At 71.2% G+C, this 22,844-nt stretch carries 22 protein-coding genes and 1 tRNA gene; 9 read left to right on the top strand and 14 right to left on the bottom strand.

Annotation, left to right across the window (positions count from 1 at the left end; translation table 11 throughout):
• Positions 1-41: 41 nt before the first annotated feature.
• The 4 genes from ACIBAD_RS10285 to ACIBAD_RS10270 all read left to right on the top strand — a co-directional run bounded on the left by ACIBAD_RS10285 (position 42) and on the right by ACIBAD_RS10270 (position 3,394).
• A complete protein-coding gene (locus ACIBAD_RS10285; protein WP_134075592.1) occupies positions 42-731 on the top strand; it encodes a response regulator transcription factor in 690 nt (229 codons plus the stop codon).
• Positions 732-828: 97 nt separating this feature from the next.
• Positions 829-2,217: a HAMP domain-containing sensor histidine kinase gene (locus ACIBAD_RS10280; protein ID WP_134075591.1), complete on the top strand. Its 1,389-nt coding sequence runs from the start codon at positions 829-831 to the stop codon at positions 2,215-2,217.
• A 61-nt stretch (positions 2,218-2,278) separates the two neighbouring features.
• On the top strand, positions 2,279-2,953 hold the full coding sequence (locus tag ACIBAD_RS10275; RefSeq protein ID WP_134075590.1) for an NAD(P)-binding domain-containing protein: 675 nt from the start codon (positions 2,279-2,281) through the stop codon (positions 2,951-2,953).
• Between the two features lie 138 nt (positions 2,954-3,091).
• Positions 3,092-3,394, top strand: a complete 303-nt coding sequence (locus ACIBAD_RS10270) for a DUF3303 family protein (RefSeq protein ID WP_134075589.1) — start codon at positions 3,092-3,094, stop codon at positions 3,392-3,394.
• Between the two features lie 182 nt (positions 3,395-3,576).
• Here the strand turns inward: ACIBAD_RS10270 and ACIBAD_RS10265 are convergent, their stop codons facing one another.
• The gene (locus tag ACIBAD_RS10265; protein WP_134075588.1) at positions 3,577-4,083 is read right to left on the bottom strand and encodes a MarR family transcriptional regulator; all 507 of its coding nucleotides are present in this window, start codon (positions 4,081-4,083) and stop codon (positions 3,577-3,579) included.
• A gap of 149 nt (positions 4,084-4,232) precedes the next feature.
• Between ACIBAD_RS10265 and ACIBAD_RS10260 the strand changes: the two genes are divergently transcribed.
• Together ACIBAD_RS10260 and ACIBAD_RS10255 are read left to right on the top strand one after the other, a co-directional pair.
• The gene (locus ACIBAD_RS10260) at positions 4,233-5,054 is read left to right on the top strand and encodes an NAD(P)H-binding protein (RefSeq protein WP_398905934.1); all 822 of its coding nucleotides are present in this window, start codon (positions 4,233-4,235) and stop codon (positions 5,052-5,054) included.
• A 69-nt stretch (positions 5,055-5,123) separates the two neighbouring features.
• Complete coding sequence (locus tag ACIBAD_RS10255; RefSeq protein WP_398905730.1) at positions 5,124-5,741, top strand: hypothetical protein; 618 nt, start codon at positions 5,124-5,126, stop codon at positions 5,739-5,741.
• A gap of 147 nt (positions 5,742-5,888) precedes the next feature.
• Here ACIBAD_RS10255 and ACIBAD_RS10250 read toward each other — a convergent pair.
• The 4 genes from ACIBAD_RS10250 to ACIBAD_RS10235 all read right to left on the bottom strand — a co-directional run bounded on the left by ACIBAD_RS10250 (position 5,889) and on the right by ACIBAD_RS10235 (position 8,634).
• A tRNA-His gene (locus ACIBAD_RS10250) sits at positions 5,889-5,961 on the bottom strand.
• Positions 5,962-6,068: 107 nt separating this feature from the next.
• On the bottom strand, positions 6,069-6,671 hold the full coding sequence (gene orn, locus ACIBAD_RS10245; RefSeq protein ID WP_030161659.1) for an oligoribonuclease: 603 nt from the start codon (positions 6,669-6,671) through the stop codon (positions 6,069-6,071).
• A gap of 92 nt (positions 6,672-6,763) precedes the next feature.
• Positions 6,764-7,939, bottom strand: coding sequence for a helix-turn-helix domain-containing protein (locus tag ACIBAD_RS10240; RefSeq protein WP_398905727.1), 1,176 nt, complete (start codon positions 7,937-7,939; stop codon positions 6,764-6,766).
• A 374-nt stretch (positions 7,940-8,313) separates the two neighbouring features.
• Entirely contained in the window at positions 8,314-8,634 is a 321-nt protein-coding gene (locus ACIBAD_RS10235) for a hypothetical protein (RefSeq protein WP_398905725.1), read from the bottom strand.
• Between the two features lie 498 nt (positions 8,635-9,132).
• Here ACIBAD_RS10235 and ACIBAD_RS10230 point away from each other — a divergent pair, with 498 nt between their 5' ends.
• Together ACIBAD_RS10230 and ACIBAD_RS10225 are read left to right on the top strand one after the other, a co-directional pair.
• Complete coding sequence (locus tag ACIBAD_RS10230; RefSeq protein ID WP_134075585.1) at positions 9,133-9,663, top strand: universal stress protein; 531 nt, start codon at positions 9,133-9,135, stop codon at positions 9,661-9,663.
• Between the two features lie 99 nt (positions 9,664-9,762).
• Positions 9,763-10,332 carry a GPR1/FUN34/YaaH family transporter gene (locus ACIBAD_RS10225; RefSeq protein WP_398905722.1) on the top strand — a complete coding sequence of 190 codons (570 nt, stop codon included), beginning with the start codon at positions 9,763-9,765 and terminating at the stop codon, positions 10,330-10,332.
• A gap of 98 nt (positions 10,333-10,430) precedes the next feature.
• On the opposite strand, the gene glmS is transcribed toward ACIBAD_RS10225, so the two are convergent.
• From glmS to ACIBAD_RS10210, 3 genes are all read right to left on the bottom strand, one after another.
• Complete coding sequence (glmS, locus tag ACIBAD_RS10220) at positions 10,431-12,248, bottom strand: glutamine--fructose-6-phosphate transaminase (isomerizing) (RefSeq protein WP_134075583.1); 1,818 nt, start codon at positions 12,246-12,248, stop codon at positions 10,431-10,433.
• 75 nt (positions 12,249-12,323) lie between these two features.
• A complete protein-coding gene (locus tag ACIBAD_RS10215) occupies positions 12,324-12,599 on the bottom strand; it encodes a hypothetical protein (RefSeq protein WP_134075904.1) in 276 nt (91 codons plus the stop codon).
• A 120-nt stretch (positions 12,600-12,719) separates the two neighbouring features.
• Entirely contained in the window at positions 12,720-13,625 is a 906-nt protein-coding gene (locus ACIBAD_RS10210; protein WP_398905721.1) for a DUF4429 domain-containing protein, read from the bottom strand.
• Positions 13,626-13,676: 51 nt separating this feature from the next.
• On the opposite strand from ACIBAD_RS10210, the gene ACIBAD_RS10205 reads away from it, so the two are divergent.
• A complete protein-coding gene (locus tag ACIBAD_RS10205; protein ID WP_398905719.1) occupies positions 13,677-15,260 on the top strand; it encodes a beta-N-acetylhexosaminidase in 1,584 nt (527 codons plus the stop codon).
• A gap of 129 nt (positions 15,261-15,389) precedes the next feature.
• Here ACIBAD_RS10205 and ACIBAD_RS10200 read toward each other — a convergent pair whose 3' ends face one another.
• From ACIBAD_RS10200 to ACIBAD_RS10175, 6 genes are all read right to left on the bottom strand, one after another.
• Positions 15,390-17,192 carry an IucA/IucC family siderophore biosynthesis protein gene (locus ACIBAD_RS10200; protein WP_134075581.1) on the bottom strand — a complete coding sequence of 601 codons (1,803 nt, stop codon included), beginning with the start codon at positions 17,190-17,192 and terminating at the stop codon, positions 15,390-15,392.
• On the bottom strand, positions 17,189-17,773 hold the full coding sequence (locus tag ACIBAD_RS10195; RefSeq protein ID WP_134075580.1) for a GNAT family N-acetyltransferase: 585 nt from the start codon (positions 17,771-17,773) through the stop codon (positions 17,189-17,191). Before ACIBAD_RS10195 ends, ACIBAD_RS10200 begins: the two co-directional genes overlap by 4 nt.
• Positions 17,770-19,071, bottom strand: a complete 1,302-nt coding sequence (locus ACIBAD_RS10190) for a lysine N(6)-hydroxylase/L-ornithine N(5)-oxygenase family protein (protein ID WP_398905716.1) — start codon at positions 19,069-19,071, stop codon at positions 17,770-17,772. The genes ACIBAD_RS10195 and ACIBAD_RS10190 overlap by 4 nt, the downstream gene beginning before the upstream one ends.
• On the bottom strand, positions 19,055-20,536 hold the full coding sequence (locus ACIBAD_RS10185) for a pyridoxal phosphate-dependent decarboxylase family protein (RefSeq protein ID WP_398905714.1): 1,482 nt from the start codon (positions 20,534-20,536) through the stop codon (positions 19,055-19,057). Before ACIBAD_RS10185 ends, ACIBAD_RS10190 begins: the two co-directional genes overlap by 17 nt.
• Before the next feature lie 146 nt (positions 20,537-20,682).
• Positions 20,683-21,627, bottom strand: a complete 945-nt coding sequence (locus ACIBAD_RS10180) for a siderophore-interacting protein (protein ID WP_398905712.1) — start codon at positions 21,625-21,627, stop codon at positions 20,683-20,685.
• 71 nt (positions 21,628-21,698) lie between these two features.
• Complete coding sequence (locus tag ACIBAD_RS10175) at positions 21,699-22,739, bottom strand: ABC transporter substrate-binding protein (RefSeq protein WP_134075576.1); 1,041 nt, start codon at positions 22,737-22,739, stop codon at positions 21,699-21,701.
• Between the last annotated feature and the right edge of the window lie 105 nt (positions 22,740-22,844).

Raw genomic sequence — 22,844 nt, 5'->3', positions numbered from 1 at the left:
GACACCCCGCCGGGTCCCCCGAATGGACTACGGTGCGGCCCATGGCAAGTGTGCTCGTGGTCGAGGACGACCAGTTCGTACGTTCCGCCCTGATCCGGCACCTGACCGAGGCCTCGCACACCGTGCGGAGCGTCGGTACGGCCCTGGAGGCGCTGCGCGAGGTCGCCCACCACCGGTTCGACGTGGTCATCCTCGACCTCGGGCTGCCCGACCTCGACGGGTCGGAGGCGCTGAAGATGCTGCGCGGCATCACCGACGTACCGGTGATCATCGCCACCGCGCGCGACGACGAGGCCGAGATCGTCCGGCTCCTCAACGACGGCGCCGACGACTACCTGACCAAGCCCTTCTCCGTGGAGCACCTCTCCGCCCGGATGTCCGCCGTCCTGCGCCGAGCCCGCGCGGCCGCCGGGGCCGAGCCTCCGTCGCGCGTGCTGCGGGTGGGCGGCCTGGCCATCGATCCGCTGCGGCGGCAGGCCGAGCTGGACGGGGCCGTACTCGACCTCACGCGGCGGGAGTTCGACCTGCTGGCCTTCCTCGCCGGGCGGCCCGGCGTGGTCGTGGCCCGGCGCGAGCTGCTCGCCGAGGTCTGGCAGCAGTCGTACGGGGACGACCAGACGATCGACGTGCACCTGTCCTGGCTGCGCCGCAAACTGGGCGAAACGGCCGCGCGGCCGCGGTACCTGCACACCCTGCGGGGAGTCGGCGTCAAGCTGGAGCCGCCCGCGTGAGCGGCGCGCACGTGGCCGCCGGGCGGACGGCCGCCTTGTTGCGGCGCGCGGTCGACCGTGACGACAGCCGCTGCCGCGGCGGAGCGGGCCGACGCAGATGAGATGGGCGCTGGTCAAGGTGTGCCTCGCGGTCACGGCCATGGTGGTCGTGGCCTTCGCCGTACCGCTCGGGCTCGTCGTCCAGGAGATGGCCAGCGACCGGGCCTTCTCCAACGCCGAGCGGCAGGCCGCCACGATCGGGCCGACCCTGTCCATCACGACCGACCCGGGGCAGCTGCGCAAGGCCGTCGAGTCCACGCAGATGGGCGCCGCCCGGCGGATGGCGGTCCACGTACCCGCCATCGGCGGCAGCGGGCCGGTGGAGATCGGCACCACGCGGGCCGGGGCGCACGCCGTGGAGGAGACCCGGCGGATGGGGCGGGCCATGACGGCCCGGCTGGCCGGGGGCGGTTCGGCCCTGCTCCAGCCGACCGCCCTGGGCTCGGGGGACATCGCCGTCGTGGAGGTCTTCGTACCGGAGAGCGAGGTCAGCAACGGCGTCGCGACGGCCTGGGTGGTCCTCGCGGGCGTCGGACTGGCGCTGATCGTGGGCTCGGTGGCGGTCGCCGACCGGCTCGGCGCCCGGCTGGTGCGGCCGGCCGAGCGGCTCGCGGACGCCGCGCACCAGCTGGGCGAGGGCCGGCTGGGGGCACGGGTGCCGGAGGACGGGCCGAAGGAACTCCGTTCGGCGGCCGTCGCGTTCAATTCGATGGCGGACCAGGTCGTGGAACTCCTCGCCAACGAGCGGGAGCTGGCCGCCGACCTCTCGCACCGGTTGCGGACGCCGCTGACGGTGCTGCGGCTCAACGCGGCCTCGCTCGGCGACGGGCCGGCTGCGGAGCAGACCCGGGCGGCGGTGGAGCAGCTGGAACGGGAGGTCGACACGATCATCCGTACCGCCCGTGAACAGCGTGCGCCGGCGGCCGCGGCCGGCGGCGGGGCGGGGGCGGGCTGCGACGCCTCGGAGGTGATCCGCGACCGGATGGCCTTCTGGTCGGCGCTGGCGGAGGACGAGGGACGCGAGGTGCGGCTCGCGGGCGTGGACCGTACGGTACGGCTCCCGGTCGCCCGGCCGGAGCTCGCGGCGGCCCTCGACGCCCTGCTCGGCAACGTGTTCCGGCACACCCCGGAGGGCACCCCGTTCGCGGTGGACGTCCACGACGCGGGGGACGCCGTCATCGTGCTCGTCTCGGACGCGGGGCCCGGGATAGCCGATCCGGACGCGGCGCTGCGGCGCGGCAACGACGGCGGGCGGGACGGATCGACGGGGCTCGGGCTGGACATCGTGCGCCGGGTCGCGGAAGCGACGGGCGGCGACGTGCGGATCGGGCGCTCGATGCTCGGGGGGACCGAGGTCAGGGTGTGGATCGCCCTGGACGACCGGGCGCGGGTCGGGTCGGGCGGCGTGCGGTCGCGCCGGGTGAGCCGGCGCAAGCGGCGCGGCTGACGGCTACCGTACGGGGTTGTTGCTCGTCCTTCGTCCCTTCCCCAACGGAATGGAACCGGTCATGCGCTACGCAGTCCTCGGCACCGGCATCGTCGGCCGTACGGTGGCCGCCCGCCTCGTCTCGCTCGGGCACGAGGTGGTCATCGGCACCCGGGACCCCGGGGCCACCCTCGCCCGCACCGAGTACGCCGAATGGCAGGAGGCCCACCCGCAGGCCGGCCTCGCCCCGTTCCCCGACGCCGCCCGGCAGGGGGACGTCCTGGTCAACGCCACCGGCGGGCAGGTCAGCGTCGCCGCCCTGACGGAGGCGGACGCCGCGCACCTGGACGGGAAGGTGCTGATCGACATCGCCAACCCGCTGGACTTCTCGCGGGGGTTCCCGCCCACCCTCGATCCGGTGAACGACGACAGCCTGGGCGAGCTGCTCCAGCGGACGTTCCCGGGGCTGCGGGTGGTCAAGACGCTGAACACGATGAACTGCCGCGTCATGGTCGAACCGGCGCGGGTGCCGGGCGAGCACACCGTGTTCCTGTCGGGCGAGGACGCCGACGCCAAGAAGTCCGTACGCGAACTGCTGTACTCCTTCGGCTGGCCGGAGGGGAGCGTCCTCGACCTCGGCGGCATCGAGACGGCCCGCGGCACCGAGATGCTCCTGCCCATCTGGCTCCGCATGATGGGCACCCTCGGGCACACGGACTTCAACTTCCACATCCAGGGCGCGACGGCGGGCGGCTGAGCTCTCCCCGGGGCGGCCGGGGCGGCCGGGGCGGGGCGGGGCCGCCCGGGGCGGGGCGGGGCCGGGCCCGGATGGGCGAGGAGATGTTGCCGGTCCGGGCGGACCCGCCGAGTGTGGGCCTGACGGAAGGAGTCAGGCATGAGAGTCATGCTCCGGGCCCATATCCACACGCAGGCGGGCAATGAGGCGACCAAGGCCGGCGCCATGCCCCAGGCCATGAAGAAGCTCATGGACAGGGTCAAGCCGGAGGCCGCGTACTTCGGCCCCTCCGAGGGGGTTCGGAGCTGCTGGATCGTCTTCGACATGAAGGACAGCGCGGAGATGCCGCCGCTGCTCGAAGGCCTGTTCGGGGATCTGAACGCCGAGATCGAGATCAGCCCGGTGATGAACGCGGACGACCTGGCGAAGGGTTTGTCGCAGTTGGAGAGCGCGCGGCGCTGAGCGTGCGTACGCGCCCGTAGCCGGACGGCGGCCGCCGCTTGTGCGGCCGCCGTCGGCGTTTCGTGGGGCGGGTGCCGGAGTCTCAGCCGTGGGAGTTCAGCTGCTGGAGTTCAGCCGCCGGAATCTCAGCCGCCGGAATCTCAGCCGTGGGAGTTCGGCCGCCGGAGTCCAGCCGCCGGAGTTCAGCCGCCGGAGTTCAGGCGCCGGGCCTGGGACCGGCCGACCTCGGCGGCGCGGTGCAGGTAGTCGGCGATGACGGCGAGTTCGGAGTCGGAGTAGCTCTCCAGGACGGCGCCGAATGCCCGGCCGGGGGTGTCCCAGGCCTCGCCGATCCGCCGGCGGGCCTCGGGGGCGAGGGCGACGAGGGAGCGGCGCCGGTCGTGGGGGTCGGCGAGCCGCTCGACGATCCCGGCCTTGACCAGCCGGTCGACGAGGCGGGTGGCGGAGCCGGAGGTCAGGCCGGTGAGGCGGGCGATGTCCCCGGTGCTGACGGGGCCGGGTTCCATGTCGAGGAGCCCGACGCACTGCATGTCGGTGGGGTGCAGGCCGACGTGGTCGGCCATCGCCTGGGCGAAGAGCGAGTAGTCGGCGTAGTGCCGCTGGCTCTCGGTGACGATGCGGGCGAGCAGCTCGGCGCGGCTCCACTCATCGCGGGCGGCGTCACTCGAACGGGGGGAATCGGTTGACATCGGCTTCTCCATGCCTGAAATTTATCTGTGTGACGCAGAGTATGGATCGTGCAGAATCTGTGCCACGTGTCAATTCTAGCGTGAGCGGCGTGTCCGTGCTCACGAACAGGAACACGAACACCCAGACGCACAGGAAGCAGGAACCCGCCATGTCGATCCTCGTCACCGGTACCCGCGGCTCCGTCGCCCGCGGCCTCGTCTCCCTCCTCGCCGCCCGCGGCATCCCCCACCGCCTCGCCTCCCGCGAGCCGGACACGCCAGACACCGTCCGCTGCGATCTCAGCGACCCCGGGACCTTCCCGGGCGCCTTGGCCGGAGTCCGGTCCGTCTTCCTCTATGCCGAGGCCTCCGCCATCGACTCCTTCGTCAAGGAGGCCGTCACCGCCGGAGTCGAGCACGTCGTGCTCCTGTCCTCCTCCTCGGTGCTCGCCCCCGACGCCGCCGGCAACCCGCTGGCCGCCTCCCATCTCGCCGTAGAGCAGGCCCTGCTGGCATCCCCGCTGCGCACCACCCTGCTGCGCCCCGGCTCCTTCGCGAGCAATGCCCTGGGCTGGGCCTGGTCGGTGAAGTCCGGCCGCCCCGTCCACCTGCCCTACCCGGGCGCGTACTGCGACCCGGTCCATGAGGCCGACCTCGCCGAGGCCGCGTTCGCCGTCCTCACCGACCCGGCCCCCGCCGGCCGTGCGTACCACCTCACGGGACCGCAGTCGCTGACGTTCGCGACCCAACTCGCGCTACTCAGCGGGGTCCTGGGAGCCCCGATACCGTTCGAAGCCGTCACCGCGGAGCAGTGGAAGGCCGAGGTCGACGGGCACATACCCGGCCCGTACGCCGACGCGCTCCTCGACTACTGGGCGGCCAGCGACGGGCTGCCGGTCGAGATCACCGACGCCGTCGAGCACCTCACCGGCCACCCGGCCCGCCCCTTCGAAGCCTGGGCCCATGACCACGCGGAGGCGTTCCGCGCCTAGCGGGTGTCCGCAACGTCGTCCAGACACCGCGAGCCGGCACGATCGGCGAGACGCCCCTAGGGTGTCGGGATGCAGAAGAGCGGTATAGCGGGGGGCCCGGAGGGGGTCGTGGCCGTGCGGCCGCGGCGGACGGCGAACACACTCTTTTGGGCCGCGCTGATTCCCACGGCGGCCACGGTGGGCGGCTTCGTCAGCCAGTACCCCTACGGCATGTTGTGGGTCGGGGTCCTGATCGTGCTCGCCGCCGCGGCAGCGGGTCCGATCGTGGCGGGCTCGGCCTGGAAGCGGGCGGGCGCCGCGACCCTGGTGGGCTTCGCCGTGTTCGCGCTGGGGCTGTTCGCCGGGTCCAACCTCAACGAGACGTACCTCAAGCAGTTCGGTGAGAGCACGGCCGCGGTGGTCGTGGAGGCGGGGCAGCGGGTCAACGGCAAGGGCGACGTACGGCACTTCTGCCGGGTCCTCGACGACGCGGGGAGCCGCGCGGAGCTGGGCGACATCCAGAACTGCCACGGCCAGTTCGCGACGGGGCGGCGCGTCGTCCTCTTCAAGGACCGGCTGGGCGGCCTGGACCCGTGGGTCGAGGCCGCGGGCGACCGCGCCGTCGACCCGGTCGGCCTGGGCGCCACCGCCGGCCTCTACGTCCTGACCGCCGCAACCCTCCTCTACGCGGGCCTACGCCGCCGCTAGTCGGAGGCGGCATGGGCGAAGCGTGCGGGGGACGATGGCGGCCTTCCGGTCGGATACCGGCAGCTGCGGCGGCGGCATCGGCCCTGCCATTGCCGTGAAAACGCAGAGGGCCCCGGTCCGCTTTCGCGGACCGGGGCCCTCTCGCAGGGTGAGTGACGGGACTTGAACCCGCGGCCACCTGGACCACAACCAGGTGCTCTACCAGCTGAGCTACACCCACCATGTCCGGTCGGAAAACCGACCGGCCGAAGAAAAGGGTACAGGGTCCGGAAGGGTGCTCGCGCCCCCCTTTCCCCCGGCCCCGTCTCCGGAGGCTCCCGCCGGGTCCTATTCGGCGGACAGGGTGTGCTTGGCGGCGATCGCCCGGGCGGTGTCCGAGTCGGGGCCGGGCTGCGGGACGAAGACCGCCTCCCGGTAGTACCGCAGCTCGGCGATGGACTCCTTGATGTCCGCGAGCGCCCGATGGTTGCCGTTCTTCGGCGGACTGTTGAAATACGCCCGCGGGTACCAGCGGCGCGCCAGCTCCTTGACCGAGGACACGTCCACGATCCGGTAGTGCAGGTGGCTCTCCAGCGCGGGCATGTCGCGCAGCAGGAACCCGCGGTCGGTACCGACCGAGTTTCCGCAGAGCGGCGCCTTGCGGGGCTCCTTCACGTGTTCCCGCACGTACGCCAGGACCTGCGCCTCGGCGTCCGCGAGGGTGATCCCGCCGGCCAGCTCGTCGAGCAGCCCGGAGGCGGTGTGCATCTCGCGCACCACGTCGGGCATGGTCTCCAGGGCCGCGTCCGGCGGGCGGATCACGAGGTCCACGCCTTCGCCGAGCACGTTGAGCTCCGAGTCGGTGACCAGTGCGGCCACCTCGATAAGTGCGTCGTCCGTCAACGAGAGCCCGGTCATCTCGCAGTCGATCCACACCATGCGATCGTTCATGCGGCCCAGCTTATGCGGATTACGCGGAAGGTCCCCCGCTCCGGTGGTGACCGATGCGGGGGACCTCCGTCAGGCAGTGCCCGTGGCGGGAGCTACGCGTGCTCGCGCAGGACCCGGTTCGGGGCGTACAGCTCCGTCACCGTCGGGCCGGCCGCGGCCAGGGCGGCCGCCGCCCGCTGGGGCTGCGGGGTGCGCTGGTGCGGCACCGGGCCCCCCGCCGGCATCTCGGTGACCTGGGACACCTCGGCCTGCGGGCGGCGCGCCCGGTAGGCCGAGCGGTAGGCGGCCGGCGAGGACCCCAGCTGCCGCCGGAAGTGCCCGCGCAGGGCGACCGGCGAGCGGAACCCGCAGCGACCGGCGACCTCGTCGACCGAGTAGTCGGAGGTCTCCAGCAGCCGCTGGGCCTGGAGCACCCGCTGGGTGATCAGCCACTGGAGCGGCGCACTGCCGGTCAGCGATCGGAACCGGCGGTCGAACGTACGCCGGCTCATGTAGGCGCGGGCCGCGAGCGTCTCCACGTCGAACTGCTCGTGGAGGTGCTCCAGGGCCCAGGCGACGACCTCGGCCAGCGGGTCGGCGCCGATCTCCTCCGGCAGCGACCGGTCGAGATAGCGCTCCTGGCCGCCCGTGCGGCGCGGCGGGACGACGAGCCGGCGGGCCAGTGCCCCGGCCGCCTCGCTGCCGTGGTCCGTGCGCACGATGTGCAGGCACAGGTCGATTCCGGCCGCGGTGCCCGCGGACGTGAGCACGTCACCGTCGTCGACGAACAGCTCGCGCGGATCGACATGGACGGACGGGTAGCGCTTGGCCAGCGTCGGCGCGTACATCCAGTGCGTCGTGGCGGGCCGGCCGTCCAGCAGACCGGCGGCGGCGAGCACGAAGGCCCCCGTGCACAGTCCGACGATCCGGGCGCCCTCCTCGTGCGCCAGACGCAGTGCGTCGAGCGCCTCCGGAGGCGGCGGTGAAGTGATCGAGCGCCAGGCCGGAACGACGACCGTGCCTGCCCGGGCGATCGCCTCCAGCCCGTACGGCGCGGTGAGCTCGAGTCCGCCGGTGGTCCGCAGCGGACCGTCTTCCCCGGCGCAGACGAGCAGTCGATAGCGTGGAACTCCCGCGTCCTGCCGGTCGATGCCGAACACGGAAAGTGGAATGGAGCTCTCGAAGATCGGGCCGCCGCTGAACAGCAGCACCGCGACGATCTCCCTGCGGCGACGCCCCGCGAGCTTCCTGCCGGCGTCCGCGACGACGGCGGTGGAATCCTGGCTCATGGCTAAGCCCCCCTTGGGTGTCGCGACTCCTTGGTCTGGTCGCACCTGCACGTTTCCCCTCGGCCTTGCACGTGGATCCCCCGCCGTAAATACATGATCGAATCTACTGCGTCCCGTGGTGTCGGCGTGACAAGTTCAGCACGCAGCGCTATGTCGACTTGGCAACTTGGCGAAAAGCATTCGATCAGGAAGCCTTCCACTCCGCTACCGGAGTGGGAAGCTCGCCCTCCGGCCATGGCCAGTACCCATAGGGTCTCGGGGCCCCCTCACGGCTGTCGTCGCTGGTGGTAGGGGGGTTGAGGGGGCATTCCGGCAAGACCGGCACTGTTCCGGGAAGTTGGCTGAAAACATTCGGGTGTGGGTGTGCGAATCGGTCAGTCCTCGGGGGAGATTCCTCCGGACGTGTGACAGCCGCGGGCCCCGAACCCGCTACCGGCGCGCGAATGCCGGCGGCGCCTGCCCGGCGGCGGCCGGTCCTCCGCCAGGACCAGGGCGGCCCGCTCCGCCCTCTCCGAGTGGCGCAGCATCGCCCGGCACGCCGCCGTGACCGCGACCAGCCCGAGGGTCGCGACTGCGGCCCCGCCGAAGGAGGTTCCGTACACGACGAGCACCACGGGCACGAGCAGGCAGCTGAAGGCGGCCCAGCGGACCACGTCACCCGCGGGGTCGTCATGGGGGCGTCTCGCCGAGCGCACGGACGGGTGAACGGGAGCGGGCGTGAAACGCGGTGTCGTGCCAGCGTGCCGGGCGGACCGGGCGGAGCGGGTCGGCTGAGCGGAGTGGGTCGGCTGAGCGGGCTGGACGGGGTGAACCGGATGGCCGGGCACGGCGTGCTCCCTGCGGACTCTTCCTGGACGGTCGGTCGCCTGTCCAACGGCGTGCGGCGGGGCTCGGTCACTGCGCGCACGGGTGGCGCACGAGTGGCCCGTGCGGCAACTCGTCACTGGCTGTAGGGGGCAGCGGCCATTGCCAAGGCGCCCTCGCTCCGGCATGCTCCCTGGGACGCTCTCCAAGGGCGGCATGCCCTGTGCAGGACAGGAGTGTCGCCGTACCCTGGGGGGTATGGGCTTGGGAAGATGCTTCCCGGACAGAGCTCCGTCACCCAGCGTCGTCGTTTTTTCAATCGTCGCATCCGCTCATAGTTGCCACGCCGCCTTGTCCCTTCCCCCGAGGACCTCTTCGCCGAGACATCCATGGCCGGTCACGAATCCCCCGAACCCGCGGGCCGCAAGCGCAAACCGCTCGCCGACCACACGTCGAGCGACCTGCGCGCGGCGGAACAGACACGTCATCCCTGCGACCCGGCCTTCCGGCACGGTGTCGTGGTGGGGTTCGACGGCTCCACGTCCAGCGAGCGCGCCTTGGCGTACGCGATCGGGATGGCCCGCCGCTCCGGATCCGGCCTGATCATCGTGCACGTCGCCAACCGGCTGCCCACCACCGTGTGGGCCGGCTGCGAGCCGCCCGTCTTCGTGGACGTACCGGACCACCGCACCGAGGTGCTGGGGCTGGAGCTCGCCTGCGCGGACTACCTCGCCGAGGTGCCGTGGATCCTGGTGGAGCGGGGCGGGGACATCTGCCACGAGCTGGAGGAAGTAGGCCGGGAGTACTCGGCGGACGCCATCGTGGTGGGCTCGACGCACGGGATCGTGGGCCGGATCTTCGGCTCCGTGGCGGGCCGGCTGGCCAAGCGCGCACAGCGACCGGTTGTTGTCATTCCGTAACCCGCTGTACGTCGGTTGTGCGGTTGTGAACCCCTATGTAAAGGGTAGATAAGTGCTGCTGGGACGCAGCAAACAACTGCAGATCGAAGGGAGCCCGCCGTGGACAATGGTGTCTCTGCGGGAAGCACGGCCTCGACTTCGACCCTCGGGAACATAGCCCTGGGTCTCACCCTTCTCGCGTTCGGTATCGGCCACACCGCCGTCGTCAGCGGCGTGTCCGTCGCCAACTCCGTGTCACTCGCGACCTACATCGGCGGTCTCGCCCTCTTCGTCCTCGGAGTCCTCGAATTCCGCGGCGGCGACGGCTTCAACGGCACCGCGTTCGCGGGCCTCGGCGCCTTCTGGTTCACCTGGGCGTCGGGGGCGGACGGAAAGGTTTCGGCACACGCCGCCGGACTGTTCCTGGTCCTCTTCGCCCTGCTCGCGCTGACCCTCACCTTGAGCGCCGCGAGCGGATTGTTCGGCCAGGGCGCGTACGCCCTGCTCACCCTCTCCCTGCTGCTCCTCGCGGTCGGCTCCTTCGCCGACAGCGGCCTGCTCGCCAAGGCGGCCGGCTGGGCGGCCGCGCTCTCCGGGCTGCTGTTCTGGTACGGCGCCACCGCGGCGCTCGCCCACTGGCCCACCGCCCTGGGCAAGGCCTCCCGCCGCGGCGCGGTCGCCGCGGGCTGAGGGCGTACGGAAGCGGAAGCAGACGCAACGGCCCCCGGGGAATCCCCGGGGGCCGTTCCACGTGCTCGGTGGGCCGCCGTGACCGGCGCGCCCCGCGACTACTCGACGGTGACGGACTTCGCCAGGTTGCGCGGCTTGTCGATGTCCCGGCCCAGGGCCAGGGCCGTGTGGTAGGCCAGCAGCTGGAGCGGGATGCCCATCAGGATGGGGTCCAGCTCGTCCTCGTTCTTGGGCACGAGGATCGTGTGGTCGGCCTTCTCCTGCTCGCGGTGGGCGACCGCGAGGATCCGGCCGCTGCGGGCCTTGATCTCCTCCAGCGCCGCGCGGTTCTTCTCCAGCAGGTCGTCGTCCGGGACGATCGCGACGGTCGGCATCGCCGGCTCGATGAGCGCGAGCGGGCCGTGCTTGAGCTCGGAGGCCGGGTAGGCCTCGGCGTGGATGTAGGAGATCTCCTTGAGCTTGAGGGAGGCCTCCAGGGCCACCGGGTAGCCGCGGACCCGGCCGATGAACATCATCGACTTCGCCTCGGCGTACTCGGCCGCCAGCTTCTTGATGTCCTCTTCGCCTTCGAGGATCTCCTGGATCTGCGCGGGGAGCTTGCGCAGGCCCTCGATGATCCGCTTGCCGTCGGTGACCGACAGGTCCCGGATCCGGCCCAGGTGCACGGCGAGCAGCGCGAAGGCAACGACCGTGTTGGTGAAGCACTTGGTGGAGACGACGCAGACCTCGGGGCCGGCGTGCACGTAGACGCCGCCGTCGGCCTCGCGGGCGATCGCGGAGCCCACGACGTTGACGACGCCGAGGACGCGGGCGCCCTTGCGCTTGAGCTCCTGCACGGCGGCCAGCACGTCGTACGTCTCACCGGACTGGGAGACGGCGATGTAGAGGGTGTCGGGGTCCACGACCGGGTTGCGGTAGCGGAACTCGGAAGCCGGCTCGGCGTCCGCGGGGATGCGGGCCATGCTCTCGATGAGGCCGGCGCCGATCAGGCCCGCGTGGTACGAGGTGCCGCAGCCCAGGATCTTGACCCGGCGGATGCCGCGCGCCTCGCGCGGGTCCAGGTTGAGGCCGCCCAGGTGCACGGTGTTGAAGCGGTCGTCGATCCGGCCGCGCAGCACGCGGTCGACCGCGTCGGGCTGCTCGGAGATCTCCTTGTGCATGTACGTGTCGTGGCCGCCCATGTCGTACGAGGCGGCCTCCCACTCCACGGTCTCCGGCGTGGCCGTGGTGGTGGCACCGCTGGTGGTGTAGGTGCGGAAGTCGTCGGCCTTGAGGGTGGCCATCTCGCCGTCGTCGAGGGTGACGACCTGGCGGGTGTGGGCGACGAGCGCGGCGACGTCGGAGGCGACGAACATCTCCTTCTCGCCGATGCCGAGGACGACCGGCGAGCCGTTGCGGGCCACGACGATGCGGTCGGCGAAGTCGGCGTGCATGACGGCGATGCCGTACGTGCCCTCGATCGCCTTGACGGCCTCGCGGACCTTCTCCTCAAGGGTGTCGGCCAGAGAACGCGCGATCAGGTGGACGATGACCTCGGTGTCGGTCTCCGAGACGAAGACGACCCCCTCGGACTCCAGCTTGGCGCGGAGCTCGGCGGCGTTGTCGACGATGCCGTTGTGGACGACCGCGACCTTGTTCTCGGCGTCGAGGTGCGGGTGCGAGTTGATGTCGCTCGGCGCGCCGTGGGTGGCCCAGCGGGTGTGGGCGATGCCGGTGGTGCCCGCGAAGCGCTTGGGTACCCGGGACTCCAGCTCGCGGACGCGGCCCTTGGCCTTGACCACCTTGAGCGCGGGGGACTTCGGGTTGTTGACGACGATGCCCGCGGAGTCGTACCCGCGGTACTCCAGTCGCTGCAGGCCTTCCAGCAGCAGCGGTGCCACGTCACGCTTGCCGATGTAACCCACGATTCCGCACATAAAGTCTTGCCCCTCCTGAAGTTCGGTTGCCCTTGCCGCTGTTCGCCGCGCCTGGCCGTCGGACGGCCCTGTCGCTCAGCCGTAGACGATGCGGCGCAGCTGCCGGAGCGAGAGCTCCGGCGGCGCCACGGCGCGGTGCGGCAGCTCGGCCGCGATCCGTTCGAAGATCTCCGCGTTGACCGCGCCGCCCGCCTGGAGCTCACGGTGGCGGCGGCGCACGAATTCCTCGGTCGTCTCGTCGAAGTACGCGAGTACGTCGAGTACCACCCGGGCGGCCTCGCCGCGCTGCAGCGCGGTGCTGCGCACCAGGTGGTCGACGAGATCGTCATGAGACGGGCGGCGGTCGAGCACCCGTAGATACTGACTGGCCACGGCCGGGAACGCAAAGAATCTGCCCGGAATCGGGCAGGATCCTCCTGGTCCAGACCAGTGGAAGGCGCAAATCCGGTCATGAAAGAGCGGAGATAAGGGTCAAAAACGGCGCAGAACGGCCTGCTTGGCCGCGGCGAACTCCTCGGCCGTGAGGATGCCGCCCTGGTGCAGATCGCCGAGCTCGCGCAGCCGGCGCAGCAGGGCGTCGTGGTCCTCCGGGGCCGCCGGCTCGGGAGCCGACGCCGCGAGCTCCGGCACCGGCGCCTTGGACAGGGCCGGGGCGGGCTCGGCCGGGGCGGCGGCGCCCCGGGGATGGGGCATCCGCACCGCCACGGCCGCCGCGACCAGAGCCATCAGCGGGTCCTTCTTGAAGCCGAAGAGCTCCACCGTGTACGGGTCGTACTTGGGCGCGGGAGCGGCCGGGGCGCCCGCCAGCGTGAACCGGATCCATCCGTTGTCCAGCCCCTTCGAGGGGGACCACTCCACCCCGCGCAGGTCCGCGACCCGGAACTCGCGCGGCCCGCCGGAGCTCTTGGCCTCCTCCGTCGTCCAGTTCCAGTCCAGCGCCACCCGGTCGCCGTCGAAGGCCACCGTCCCGTCCCCCGCCGCCACCGTGATCGGCACGGCCGGGCCCGGCAGCAGGTACGCGTCCGCCGGGCCGGGATCCACCTGGTCCAGCAGCAGCGCGTTGCGGACCTCGTCCACGAAGTACTCCGCCACCCCGCTCCGGTCCGCTTCCACCGTCAGCCGGTACGGGTCGGAGGCCTCCGGCAGCCGCCCGCCCGTCACCTGGAGCAGCGGGTCGGCGCCGTCACGCAGCCTCAGCCTCAACCGGCCCGTCCTGCGGCCCGGTTCGTGGCTGATCCTGGCGAGCGCGCGCAGCGGGACGACCACCTCGCCCAGCGTCTGGCGCAGCAGCCCCACCCCCTTGTCGCGGCCGGGCACGATCCGCACCGCGTCCCCGTCGAAGGTCCATGTGCCGTCCTTCTGGATGATTTCCGCCATCCGCCGATTCTCGCACCGGCCCCGGCACGCCAGTTGGCCTATACCTGCCCTATGAGAGTCCTGCGACGCACGCTCGGCACACTCCTCGTCCTCGGCGCGGCCGTCTCCTGCGCCGCGTCCCAGGACGCCGACGCCAGACCCGGGGACGGCCGCCCGGCCGCCGCCGCCCCCTACGCACAGCTCCTGCCGGCGCCCGCCTCCGCACGCGCCGAAGGCCCCGGGTACGCCGTCGGCGCGGGCACGGTCATCCGTACCGGCCCGGGCGGCGGCGAGGAGGTCCGGCGGGTCGGCGAGCTCCTCGCGGAACAGCTCAGGGGCCCCAGCGGGCTGCCGCTGCCGGTGGTCGACGGCGCCGGCGGCGACGGGATCCGGCTGCGGCTCGACGAGCGGGCGGAGGGGACCGGCGCCGAGGGGTACCGGCTGGAGTCCGGCCCGGGAGGGGTCACGCTGACCGCGCGCACCCCGGCGGGGCTCTTCCACGCGGGGCAGACGCTGCGGCAGCTGCTGCCGGTGGCCGGTCCGGGCACGGTGCCCGGCGGCGAGATCACCGACGCGCCCCGGTTCGCGTACCGGGGGGCCATGCTGGACATCGCCCGCCACCACTTCACGGTGGAGCAGGTCAAGCGGTACGTGGACCAGCTGGCCCAGTACAAGGTCAACACGCTGCACCTGCACCTGACCGACGACCAGGGCTGGCGGATCGCGATCGACTCGTGGCCCCGGCTGGCGGAGTACGGCGGCGGCAGCGAGGTCGGCGGCGGGCCGGGCGGGTACTGGACGAAGGACCAGTACCGGGACCTGGTGGCGTACGCGGCCCAGCGGTACGTGGACGTGGTCCCGGAGATCGACATGCCGGGGCACGTGAACGCGGCCCAGGCCTCCTACGCGGAGCTGAACTGCGACGGGAAGGCCCGCGAGCGCTACACCGGGATCAAGGTCGGCTTCAGCTCGCTGTGCGTCGCCGTGGAGCGTACGTACGAGTTCGTCGACGACGTGCTCGGCGAGCTGGCCGAGCTGACGCCGGGCCGCTACCTGCACATCGGCGGGGACGAGGCGCACTCGACGCCGGCGGCGGACTACGCGGCGTTCATGGACCGGGCCCAGCAGATCGTCGGGCGCCACGGCAAGACGGTGGTGGCCTGGCACCAGCTGGCCACGGCCCGCCCGGCGCCGGGGGCGGTGCTCCAGTACTGGGGCCACGACAAGACGGCGGCCGCGGAGAAGGCGGCGGTGGCCGCGGCGGCGAAGGCGGGCCACCCGCTGATCCTGTCGCCGGCGGACCGGCTCTACCTGGACATGAAGTACGACCTGACGACGAAGCCCGGTCTGGCGTGGGCGGGCCTCGTCCCGGTGCGCAGGGCGTACGACTGGAACCCGGGGACGTACCTGGCCGCGGCCGGAGTCCCGGAGTCCGCGGTCCTCGGCGTCGAGGCGCCGCTGTGGACGGAGACGATCGCGGACCGCGCGGACCTGGAGTTCATGGCCTTCCCGCGGGTGCTGGGCCTCGCGGAACTGGGTTGGAGCCCGGGCCCGCGGAACTGGACGGAGTACCGGCTGCGGGTGGCGGCGCAGGGCCCGCGGCTGGACGCCCAGGACATCACGTACTACCGGGCGCCGGACGTCCCCTGGACGTAGCGGGGAAGACGGCGTACCCGGGGCGCGTCCGCGAAGAGGGCCGGTCAGGGCTTCGCGGACACGTCCTCGGGCGGAGGGGTGCGGGTGCGCCGCCGAGGGACCGTATCGGCGGCGCACCCGCCCCTTTGATCACCGTCGCGATGCGTAGGGCGCGACGGGGTTCTTGAGCGTGCCGATCAGCTGGAGGGCGGCCGCCGGGTCGGCGAGGTCCACCATCTGCTTGTTGTTGCGCAGCTGCAGCCGGTTCAGGCAGGACAGCTGGAACTCCTCGGCGAACAGGTCGTAGCGCTCGAAGCGCTCCGCGAGCTGCGGCACCGACTCCTGGTAGGCGTGGCCGCACTCCGCGACCGCCCGCCAGAAGGTCTCCTCCTCGCAGATGCCCTCCGAGACGAGGATCGAGCCCAGGAAGCGGAAGAAGCAGTCGAAGACGTCCGTGAAGATCGACAGGAGCTTCATGTCCTCCGGGATGTCGGCCCTGACGCGCTCGACGGCCGGCGGGAGCACCGCGTCGGGGTCCATGACCACGATCTCCTCGGCGATGTCCTTGAAGATCGCCCGCTTCACCACACCGTTCTCGATCACGAGGATGGTGTTCTCGCCGTGCGGCATGTACGCGAGGTCGTACTGGTAGAAGCAGTGCAGCAGCGGCACCAGGTAGGCCCGCAGGTAGTGGCGCAGCCACTCGGCCGGGGTCAGGCCCGACTCCTCGATCAGCGCGCCGGCGAAGGACTTCCCCTCGGAGTCGACGTGCAGCAGCGAGGCCATGGTCGCCAGGCGCTCGCCCTCCTTCAGCGATTCCACCGGGGACTCGCGCCACAGGGCCGCCAGCATTTTGCGGTACGGCGAGTAGCGGTCGGTGGCGCGCTCGTACTGGCGGTGGTGGTAGCCGATCGCCGCGCGCTCGCGGATGATCGAGAAGTCCACCGACCGCAGGACCTCGTCGCCCTGGATCAGCTGGTGCAGCCAGTCGTTGATCGCCGGGGTGGCCTCCATGTAGGCCGCCGAGAGGCCGCGCATGAAGCCCATGTTGAGGACCGAGATGGCGGTCTTCACGTAGTGCTTTTCCGGCGTCGTGGTGTTGAAGAAGGTGCGGATCGACTGCTGGGCCAGGTAGGCGTCCTCGCCCTCGCCGAGCAGCACCAGCCGGCGGTTCGCGATCTCGGCCGCGAAGGTGACGGTGGTCTTGTTCCACCACTGCCAGGGGTGGACCGGCAGGAAGTGGTACTGCGCCGGGTCCAGGTCCAGGGCGGACAGCTTGGCCTCGAACCCCGCGACGGCGGCTTCGCCCAGCTCGGCGCGCATGAACGCGTCGTGGTCCAGGCCCGCGCCCGCGGTGAAGGTCGACACGTCCTTGCGGGCCGCCACCCACACCAGGTGGACGGGGCTCGCGGTCTCCGGGGCGTACGAGAGGTACTCGTGCACGCCGAAGCCGAGCCGGCCGTTGTTGGCCACGAAGCAGGGGTGGCCCTCGGTCATGCCCGTCTCGATGTCCTGGAAGGAGGACTTCGCGAGTACGGCGGACGGGACCTGCGGCTTGGTGTACTTGAAGCCCGAGCCCGCCAGCGTGGAGGAGATCTCCTCCAGGTAGACCGGAAGGACCTCCGCGCTCAGGCCCAGGGCTTCGCGCATCTCGATGTGGAAGTCGAGGGCGTCCGGCGGGAGCTCGGCGCCGTCCTTGAGGCGGGTGATCGAGGCCTCGTCCACCGCCCAGTGGTCCAGGGCGTGGCGGGCCGCGGTGAAGCGGTACTCGACCGAGCCGTCGTCGCTCAGGACCGAGTACGCGGTGGCGGTGCCGGTGCCGGTGCCGTCGAGCGGCTTCGGGGTCAGCAGGCGCTCGTGCGAGAACTCCGCCAGGGCCTTGCGGACCAGGGCGCGGTTCGCGCGGGCCCACAGCTCGGGGGAGAGGTGGGAGATCGCGTCGGCGAGGCTCATATGGAGGCTCCCGTCAGGCCGGTGGCCGCCTCGAACTGCGCGCGGGTGCAGAAGCTCAGCAGGGCCGTCTTCTCGGGCTTCCGGACCGGGCCGTCGGGGACGAAGCCGACCGCCTCGTTCAGGGCGTGCACCGCCGTGTTCTCCACGTCCGGCTCCACCACGACGCGCTCGGTCCCGGGGTCGGCGAACAGCGCGGCCATCACCGTGGTGATCACGGCGCGGGTGAACCCGTGCAGCGGCCGCTCGCTCGGCGCGACGAGGAAGTGCATGCCCACGTCGCCGGGCTGCGCGTCGTACAGGCCGACCAGCTCCAGCTCGCTCGGGTCGTACTTCTCCATCAGGAAGGCCGGGCGGCCCTCGTGGAGGCCGATGAAGGCGTGGTGGTGCTCGGCCGCGGCGATCTTCATGTACTCGCGCTCCACGTCCGGCAGCGAGGCGTCCTGCATCATCCAGAACGCGGCCTTGGGGTGCGTGACCCAGCGGTGCAGCAGCTCCGCGTCGGCGAAGGGGTCCAGCGGGCGGATCGCGAAGCTGCCGAGGACGGCGTCGTCGCGCGTGTAGAGGTTTTCGGTGGTGCTCATGCGTGGGTGCCTTCCGGGGCCGCGAACTGCTGGAACGCGATGGACTTCTCGACCTTGTAGTACTCGCGGCCGAGGAGCTCTCCGACGATGTACGCGTTGCGGTACGCGGCCATGCCCAGGTCGGGCGAGGTGATGGAGTGGTTGTGCACCGTGCCGTTCTGGAGGAAGATCCCGCGGCCGGTCACGTCGATGCTGTAGTTGCGGGCCGCGTCGGGCCGGCCGTGGCCGTCGAAGGCGAGGCGCTCGCGCACCGGGTTCAGGAACTCCGGCAGCCTGTACTTGTACCCCGTCGCGAGGATCAGGCCCTCGGTGGTGAGGGAGAAGTCGCGCTCCTGCTCCTCCTGGCGCAGCCCCAGGGTGTAGGTGCCCGTGGTGGTGTCGTACGCCGCCGAGTTCAGCGAGGTGTTGGTGCGCAGGGTGGTCGGGACCGGGCCCGGCGAGGTGACCTTCTTCTGGTAGAGCAGGTCGAAGATGGCGTTGACGAGCTCGCCGTCGATGCCCTTGAAGAGGTTCTTCTGCTGGGTTTCGAGCCGGTAGCGGGTCTCCTCGGGGAGGGCGTGGAAGTAGTCCACGTACTCGGGCGAGGTCATCTCCAGCGTCAGCTTCGTGTACTCCAGGGGGAAGAACCGCGGGGAGCGGGTGACCCAGTCGAGCTGGTAGCCGTGCACGTCGATCTCGGACAGCAGGTCGTGGTAGATCTCCGCCGCGCTCTGGCCGGAGCCGATGAGCGTGATCGACTTCTTCTTCTGGAGCTCCGCCTTGTTCTGTACGTACGCGGAGTTGTGGGTGAAGTCGCCGCCCAGGCCGGCGCAGGCCCGCGGGAGGTGAGGCGGGGTGCCGGTGCCCAGGACCAGGCGGCGCGCGCGGTGGGTCTCGCCGCGGTCGGTGTGGACCTCGTACACCTCGGCCCGCTCGTCGTAGGTGACCTCCGTGACGGAGGTGGAGTACCGCACGTTGTCGAGGCGGTCGGCGGCCCAGCGGCAGTAGTCGTTGTACTCGGTCCGCAGCGGGTAGAAGTTCTCCCGGATGTAGAAGGAGTACAGCCGGTCCTTGTCCTTCAGGTAGTTCAGGAAGGAGAAGGGCGAGGTCGGGTCGGCCAGGGTGACCAGGTCCGACATGAACGGCGTCTGCAGGTGCGCGCCGTCCAGAAACATCCCGGCGTGCCACTCGAAGTGCGGCTTCGACTCGATGAAGAGTGCGTCGAGCTCGGCGATCGGCGCGGTCAGGCAGGCGAGTCCCAGGTTGAAGGGACCGAGGCCGATACCGATGAAGTCGTGGGGCTCAGTGGTGGACGGCAAGGGATTCTCCCAGGTACTGCTCGGCGTGTGCGGCGAGGAGGTCGAGGACGGCAGCGATGTCGGCCGTCGTGGTCTGCGGGTTGAGGAGGGTGAACTTCAGGTACTGGTCCCCGTCCACCTTGGTGCCGGCGACGACGGCCTCGCCGGAGGCGAACAGCGCCTTGCGGGCGTGCAGGTTGGCCTCGTCGACGAGGTCCGCACGGATCTCGCCCCCGGGCACGTAGCGGAAGACCAGGGTGGAGATCTGCGGGCGGACGACGACCTCGAAGCGGGGATCGGCGTCGATGACGTCCCAACCCGCGGCGGCCAGGTCGATGACCTCGTCGAAGAGCGAGCCGAGGCCTTCGGCGCCCATGGTGCGCAGGGTCATCCAGAGCTTGAGCGCGTCGAACCGGCGCGTGGTCTGGATGGACTTGTCGACCTGGTTGGGGATCCGCTCCTCCGCCATCCGGCGGGGGTTGAGGTAGTCGGCGTGGTACGTCGCGTGCTTGAGGGTGTCGCGGTCGCGCACCAGCATCGCGCTGGAGCTGACCGGCTGGAAGAACGACTTGTGGTAGTCGACGGTCACCGAGTTCGCGTACTCGATGCCGTTGAGCAGGTGCCGGCGGGTCGGGGAGACCAGCAGTCCGCAGCCGTACGCGGCGTCCACGTGCATCCAGGTGGAGTGCTCGGCGGTCAGGCGGGCGATCTCGCGGAGCGGGTCGATGGACCCGAAGTCGGTGGTGCCCGCCGTGGCGACGACGGCCATCGGGACCAGGCCCTCGCGGACACAGCTCTCCAGCTCCAGGGCGAGCACGGAGGTGTCCATGCGGCGGTGGCGGTCGACCGGGACGGCGATGACGGCCTCGTAGCCGAGCCCGAGCATGGCGGCCGACTTCTCGACGCTGAAGTGGCTGGCCTCGGAGGTGAAGATGCGCAGCCTCGGCAGGACTTCGGACTTCGCCAGGGGGCGCTCGCTGCGCTGCATGACCGTACGGCAGGCCTCGTCGCGGGCCAGCAGCAGGGAGTGGAAGTTGGACTGGCTGCCGCCGGAGGTGAAGACGCCGTCCGCGTCAGGGCCGAGTCCGATGCGCTCGGCGGTCCAGTCGATCAGGCGGCGCTCGATGAGCGTGCCGCCGATGGACTGGTCCCAGGTGTCCAGGGAGGAGTTGACGGCCGACAGGACGGCTTCGCCGAGGACGGCGGGGATGACGACCGGGCAGTTGAGGTGGCCCAGGTAGCGCGGGTGGTGGAAGTACACCGCGTCGCGCAGGTAGACCTCTTCCAGCTCGTCGAGGACGGCAGCCGGGTCTTCGAGCGGCCGGTCCAGGTCGATCCCGTTGATGACCGGGGCGAGCTCGTCGACGGACATGCCGGTGTGGGGCCGCTCCGTGGTCGCGAGCTTGGCGGCGACGCGCTCGACGCCTTCCGTGACGGAACGCCGGTACAGGTCCGCGGTCGTCTCATTCAGCAGATGCGAGCGCATCAACGTTCCTCCGGGCAGGGGGAGAGGGGGGCGGGGAAGAGGTCTCTTAGGTTAGCCTAACCTAAGTTGCGCGCCAAATAGAGATGGGCCCCGGCCAAAAGCCGGGGCCCATCTCTCAACAGGACTGCAAATGAAGGGAGTTGACGTTACAGCTCGGAGGAGGGGTCCTCGCTGGGCGCCTGTCCCGAGTAGGCCTCGGCGAGGAGTTCCTCCTCGCTCGCGCCGAGGCGCCAGTAGCCGGTGAAACGCACCGCCCGCCGGTCGATGGAACGTTCCTGCACGAAGTGCCTGCGGACCGCCCGAACGGTGCCGGCCTCGCCCGCGAGCCAGACGTACGGAGCGTGCGCGACCGGGAGTTCCGACGCCCGGAGCTCCTCCAGCACGCGCTCGGTGCGCTGCTTGCCCGCGCCGCCCTCCCGCACGATCCAGGTGATGTCCGCGTCGGCGGCGGTGGCGAGGTCGAGCCGGTCGCCGGCGTGCGGGACCTCGAACCAGGCCGCGACCCGGGCGTCGGCGGGGAGCCGGTCCAGGATCGCGGCGGCCGCCGGGAGCGCCGTCTCGTCCGCGTACATCAGCAGCGCGTCGGTGGCGGCCGGCGGCTGGAACCGTACGGACTTGTTCTCCGCGACGGCCGGGCCGATCGCCATGATCCGTCGGCCGGTGACGGCCCGTCCGGCCCAGAGGGAGGCCGGAGCCGTGGCATCGGCCGCTGCCGCGGCGGGGTCCCCGTGCAGGACGAAGTCGATGTCGACCTCGACCGCGCCCTCGGGCGTACGGCGCTGCTCGCGCACGGTGTACGAGCGCATCACCGGGCGGTCGGCGTCGGGCATCGCGCGCCAGGCGCCGAACCAGGTGTCCTCGTCGGTGGACGGGAGCACGGTGTGCTCCTGGTGCGCGGGCGGCAGGAAGAGCGAGAGGCTCTGGTCGTAGCCGCCCGAGCGGAATTGCGCGAGGGACTCCCCGCCGAACGTGACCCGCAGGAACGAGTGGCCGAGCCGGCGGGTGCGCAGCACTTCGAGTACGAAGAACCGGAAGTGGGCGGCAGCCGGGGCGGCTTCGGAGGCGGTCGCGTCGGAGGCGGTGGCGGTCATGCGGAGGGTCCCCCCTGGGAGTGGAAGCAGCGCCTGGTCGGGGCGCCGGAGGCCGGTCGGCCTGCCGAGGGTCAGCTGACCTTCTTGGCGCCCTGGATGGACTTCGCGAGGTCTTCCAGGACCTTGGCGCACTTGTCGTACGAGTAGATCGGCTCGGTCACGCGCGGGGCGACCTGGCCGGCCTTGACGGCGGGCAGCTCGGCCCAGGTCGGCTTGGCCTTCAGCTCCTCCGGCTGCAGGGTGCCGGTGCGGTTGTCGAGCAGGACCAGGTCGGCCTTGTACTTGCCGGCGTTCTCCCAGCTGAGGCTCTCGAAGAAGCCGCCCGCGTCCAGCTTGTCCGGGGTGACGAACTCGACGCCCAGGGACTTGAAGTACTTCAGGTCGGCCGAGGTCTCGGGGGTGGAGGCGTAGAACAGGTCGGCGGAGCCGGAGCCGACGAGGACCTTGATGCCCGGGTTGGCCTTGGTGGCCTCGCGGACCTTGGCGGCCGCGGCGTCGAAGCGGGCCTTGCCGTCTGCGGCGGTCTTGGAGTTCAAGTCGGCGCCGAGGGACTTGGCGAGGTCCGCGGTGCGCTCCAGGGCCTTGTCCATGGAGACGTCGCCGCCGACGCCGATGGCGGCGGCCGGGGCCAGCTTCAGGATCTTGTCCTTGGAGGCCTCGGGCACGTACCAGTAGGTGCCGTCCCAGGTGTTGGTGACGAGCAGCTCGGGCTGGAGGGCCGCGTACTTCTCGACGTTGAACTCGTCGTAGACGTTGCCGAGGATCTCGACCTTGGAGATGTCCATCGAGCCGGCCTGCACGTCGGGCTTGCCGTCGGCGGTCTTGGTCGGGCCGAAGACGCCCTTGACCTGGATGCCGTAGTCGTACAGCGCGGCGGCGGTGCCGGTGAACGCGACGATGTTCTTCGGCTTCGCCTTGAGGCTGATGTCCTTGCCGAGGTCGTCCTTGAAGCTCCAGGCGCCGGAGGCGGCTGCGCCCTTGTCCTTGTCGCCCGCCCCGTCCTTCGCCGAGTCGGATCCACCGCACGCGGTGAGGGCCGCGACGAGGCCGAGGGCGCCGCCGGCGGCGATGAGGCCGCGGCGGGAAAGGTGGGAGGTACGGGACTTGGGCATGTCTATGTCCGCTTTCGTGCGTTGCCGGGCGGCCACGGGGCCGTTCGGAGGGAAGGTTAGCCTAACCTTGGCCAAAATTGGTAAGGGGGCCCTAAGTTTCTCCCG

It is taken from the genome of Streptomyces sp. NPDC051109 (assembly GCF_044455885.1).
Lineage (GTDB): Bacteria > Actinomycetota > Actinomycetes > Streptomycetales > Streptomycetaceae > Streptomyces.
This window is presented reverse-complemented; position numbering and strand designations above follow the sequence as displayed.

Excerpts from the sequence above, each read along its gene's own strand:
- ACIBAD_RS10285 (WP_134075592.1), top strand. The coding sequence starts at position 42 with ATGGCAAGTGTGCTCGTGGTCGAGGACGACCAGTTCGTACGTTCCGCC.
- ACIBAD_RS10280 (WP_134075591.1), top strand. The coding sequence starts at position 829 with ATGAGATGGGCGCTGGTCAAGGTGTGCCTCGCGGTCACGGCCATGGTG.
- ACIBAD_RS10275 (WP_134075590.1), top strand. The coding sequence starts at position 2,279 with ATGCGCTACGCAGTCCTCGGCACCGGCATCGTCGGCCGTACGGTGGCC.
- ACIBAD_RS10270 (WP_134075589.1), top strand. The coding sequence starts at position 3,092 with ATGAGAGTCATGCTCCGGGCCCATATCCACACGCAGGCGGGCAATGAG.
- ACIBAD_RS10265 (WP_134075588.1), bottom strand. The coding sequence starts at position 4,083 with ATGTCAACCGATTCCCCCCGTTCGAGTGACGCCGCCCGCGATGAGTGG.
- ACIBAD_RS10260 (WP_398905934.1), top strand. The coding sequence starts at position 4,233 with ATGTCGATCCTCGTCACCGGTACCCGCGGCTCCGTCGCCCGCGGCCTC.
- ACIBAD_RS10255 (WP_398905730.1), top strand. The coding sequence starts at position 5,124 with ATGCAGAAGAGCGGTATAGCGGGGGGCCCGGAGGGGGTCGTGGCCGTG.
- orn (WP_030161659.1), bottom strand. The coding sequence starts at position 6,671 with ATGAACGATCGCATGGTGTGGATCGACTGCGAGATGACCGGGCTCTCG.
- ACIBAD_RS10240 (WP_398905727.1), bottom strand. The coding sequence starts at position 7,939 with ATGAGCCAGGATTCCACCGCCGTCGTCGCGGACGCCGGCAGGAAGCTC.
- ACIBAD_RS10230 (WP_134075585.1), top strand. The coding sequence starts at position 9,133 with ATGGCCGGTCACGAATCCCCCGAACCCGCGGGCCGCAAGCGCAAACCG.
- glmS (WP_134075583.1), bottom strand. The coding sequence starts at position 12,248 with ATGTGCGGAATCGTGGGTTACATCGGCAAGCGTGACGTGGCACCGCTG.
- ACIBAD_RS10210 (WP_398905721.1), bottom strand. The coding sequence starts at position 13,625 with ATGGCGGAAATCATCCAGAAGGACGGCACATGGACCTTCGACGGGGAC.
- ACIBAD_RS10205 (WP_398905719.1), top strand. The coding sequence starts at position 13,677 with ATGAGAGTCCTGCGACGCACGCTCGGCACACTCCTCGTCCTCGGCGCG.
- ACIBAD_RS10200 (WP_134075581.1), bottom strand. The coding sequence starts at position 17,192 with ATGAGCCTCGCCGACGCGATCTCCCACCTCTCCCCCGAGCTGTGGGCC.
- ACIBAD_RS10195 (WP_134075580.1), bottom strand. The coding sequence starts at position 17,773 with ATGAGCACCACCGAAAACCTCTACACGCGCGACGACGCCGTCCTCGGC.
- ACIBAD_RS10185 (WP_398905714.1), bottom strand. The coding sequence starts at position 20,536 with ATGCGCTCGCATCTGCTGAATGAGACGACCGCGGACCTGTACCGGCGT.
- ACIBAD_RS10180 (WP_398905712.1), bottom strand. The coding sequence starts at position 21,627 with ATGACCGCCACCGCCTCCGACGCGACCGCCTCCGAAGCCGCCCCGGCT.
- ACIBAD_RS10175 (WP_134075576.1), bottom strand. The coding sequence starts at position 22,739 with ATGCCCAAGTCCCGTACCTCCCACCTTTCCCGCCGCGGCCTCATCGCC.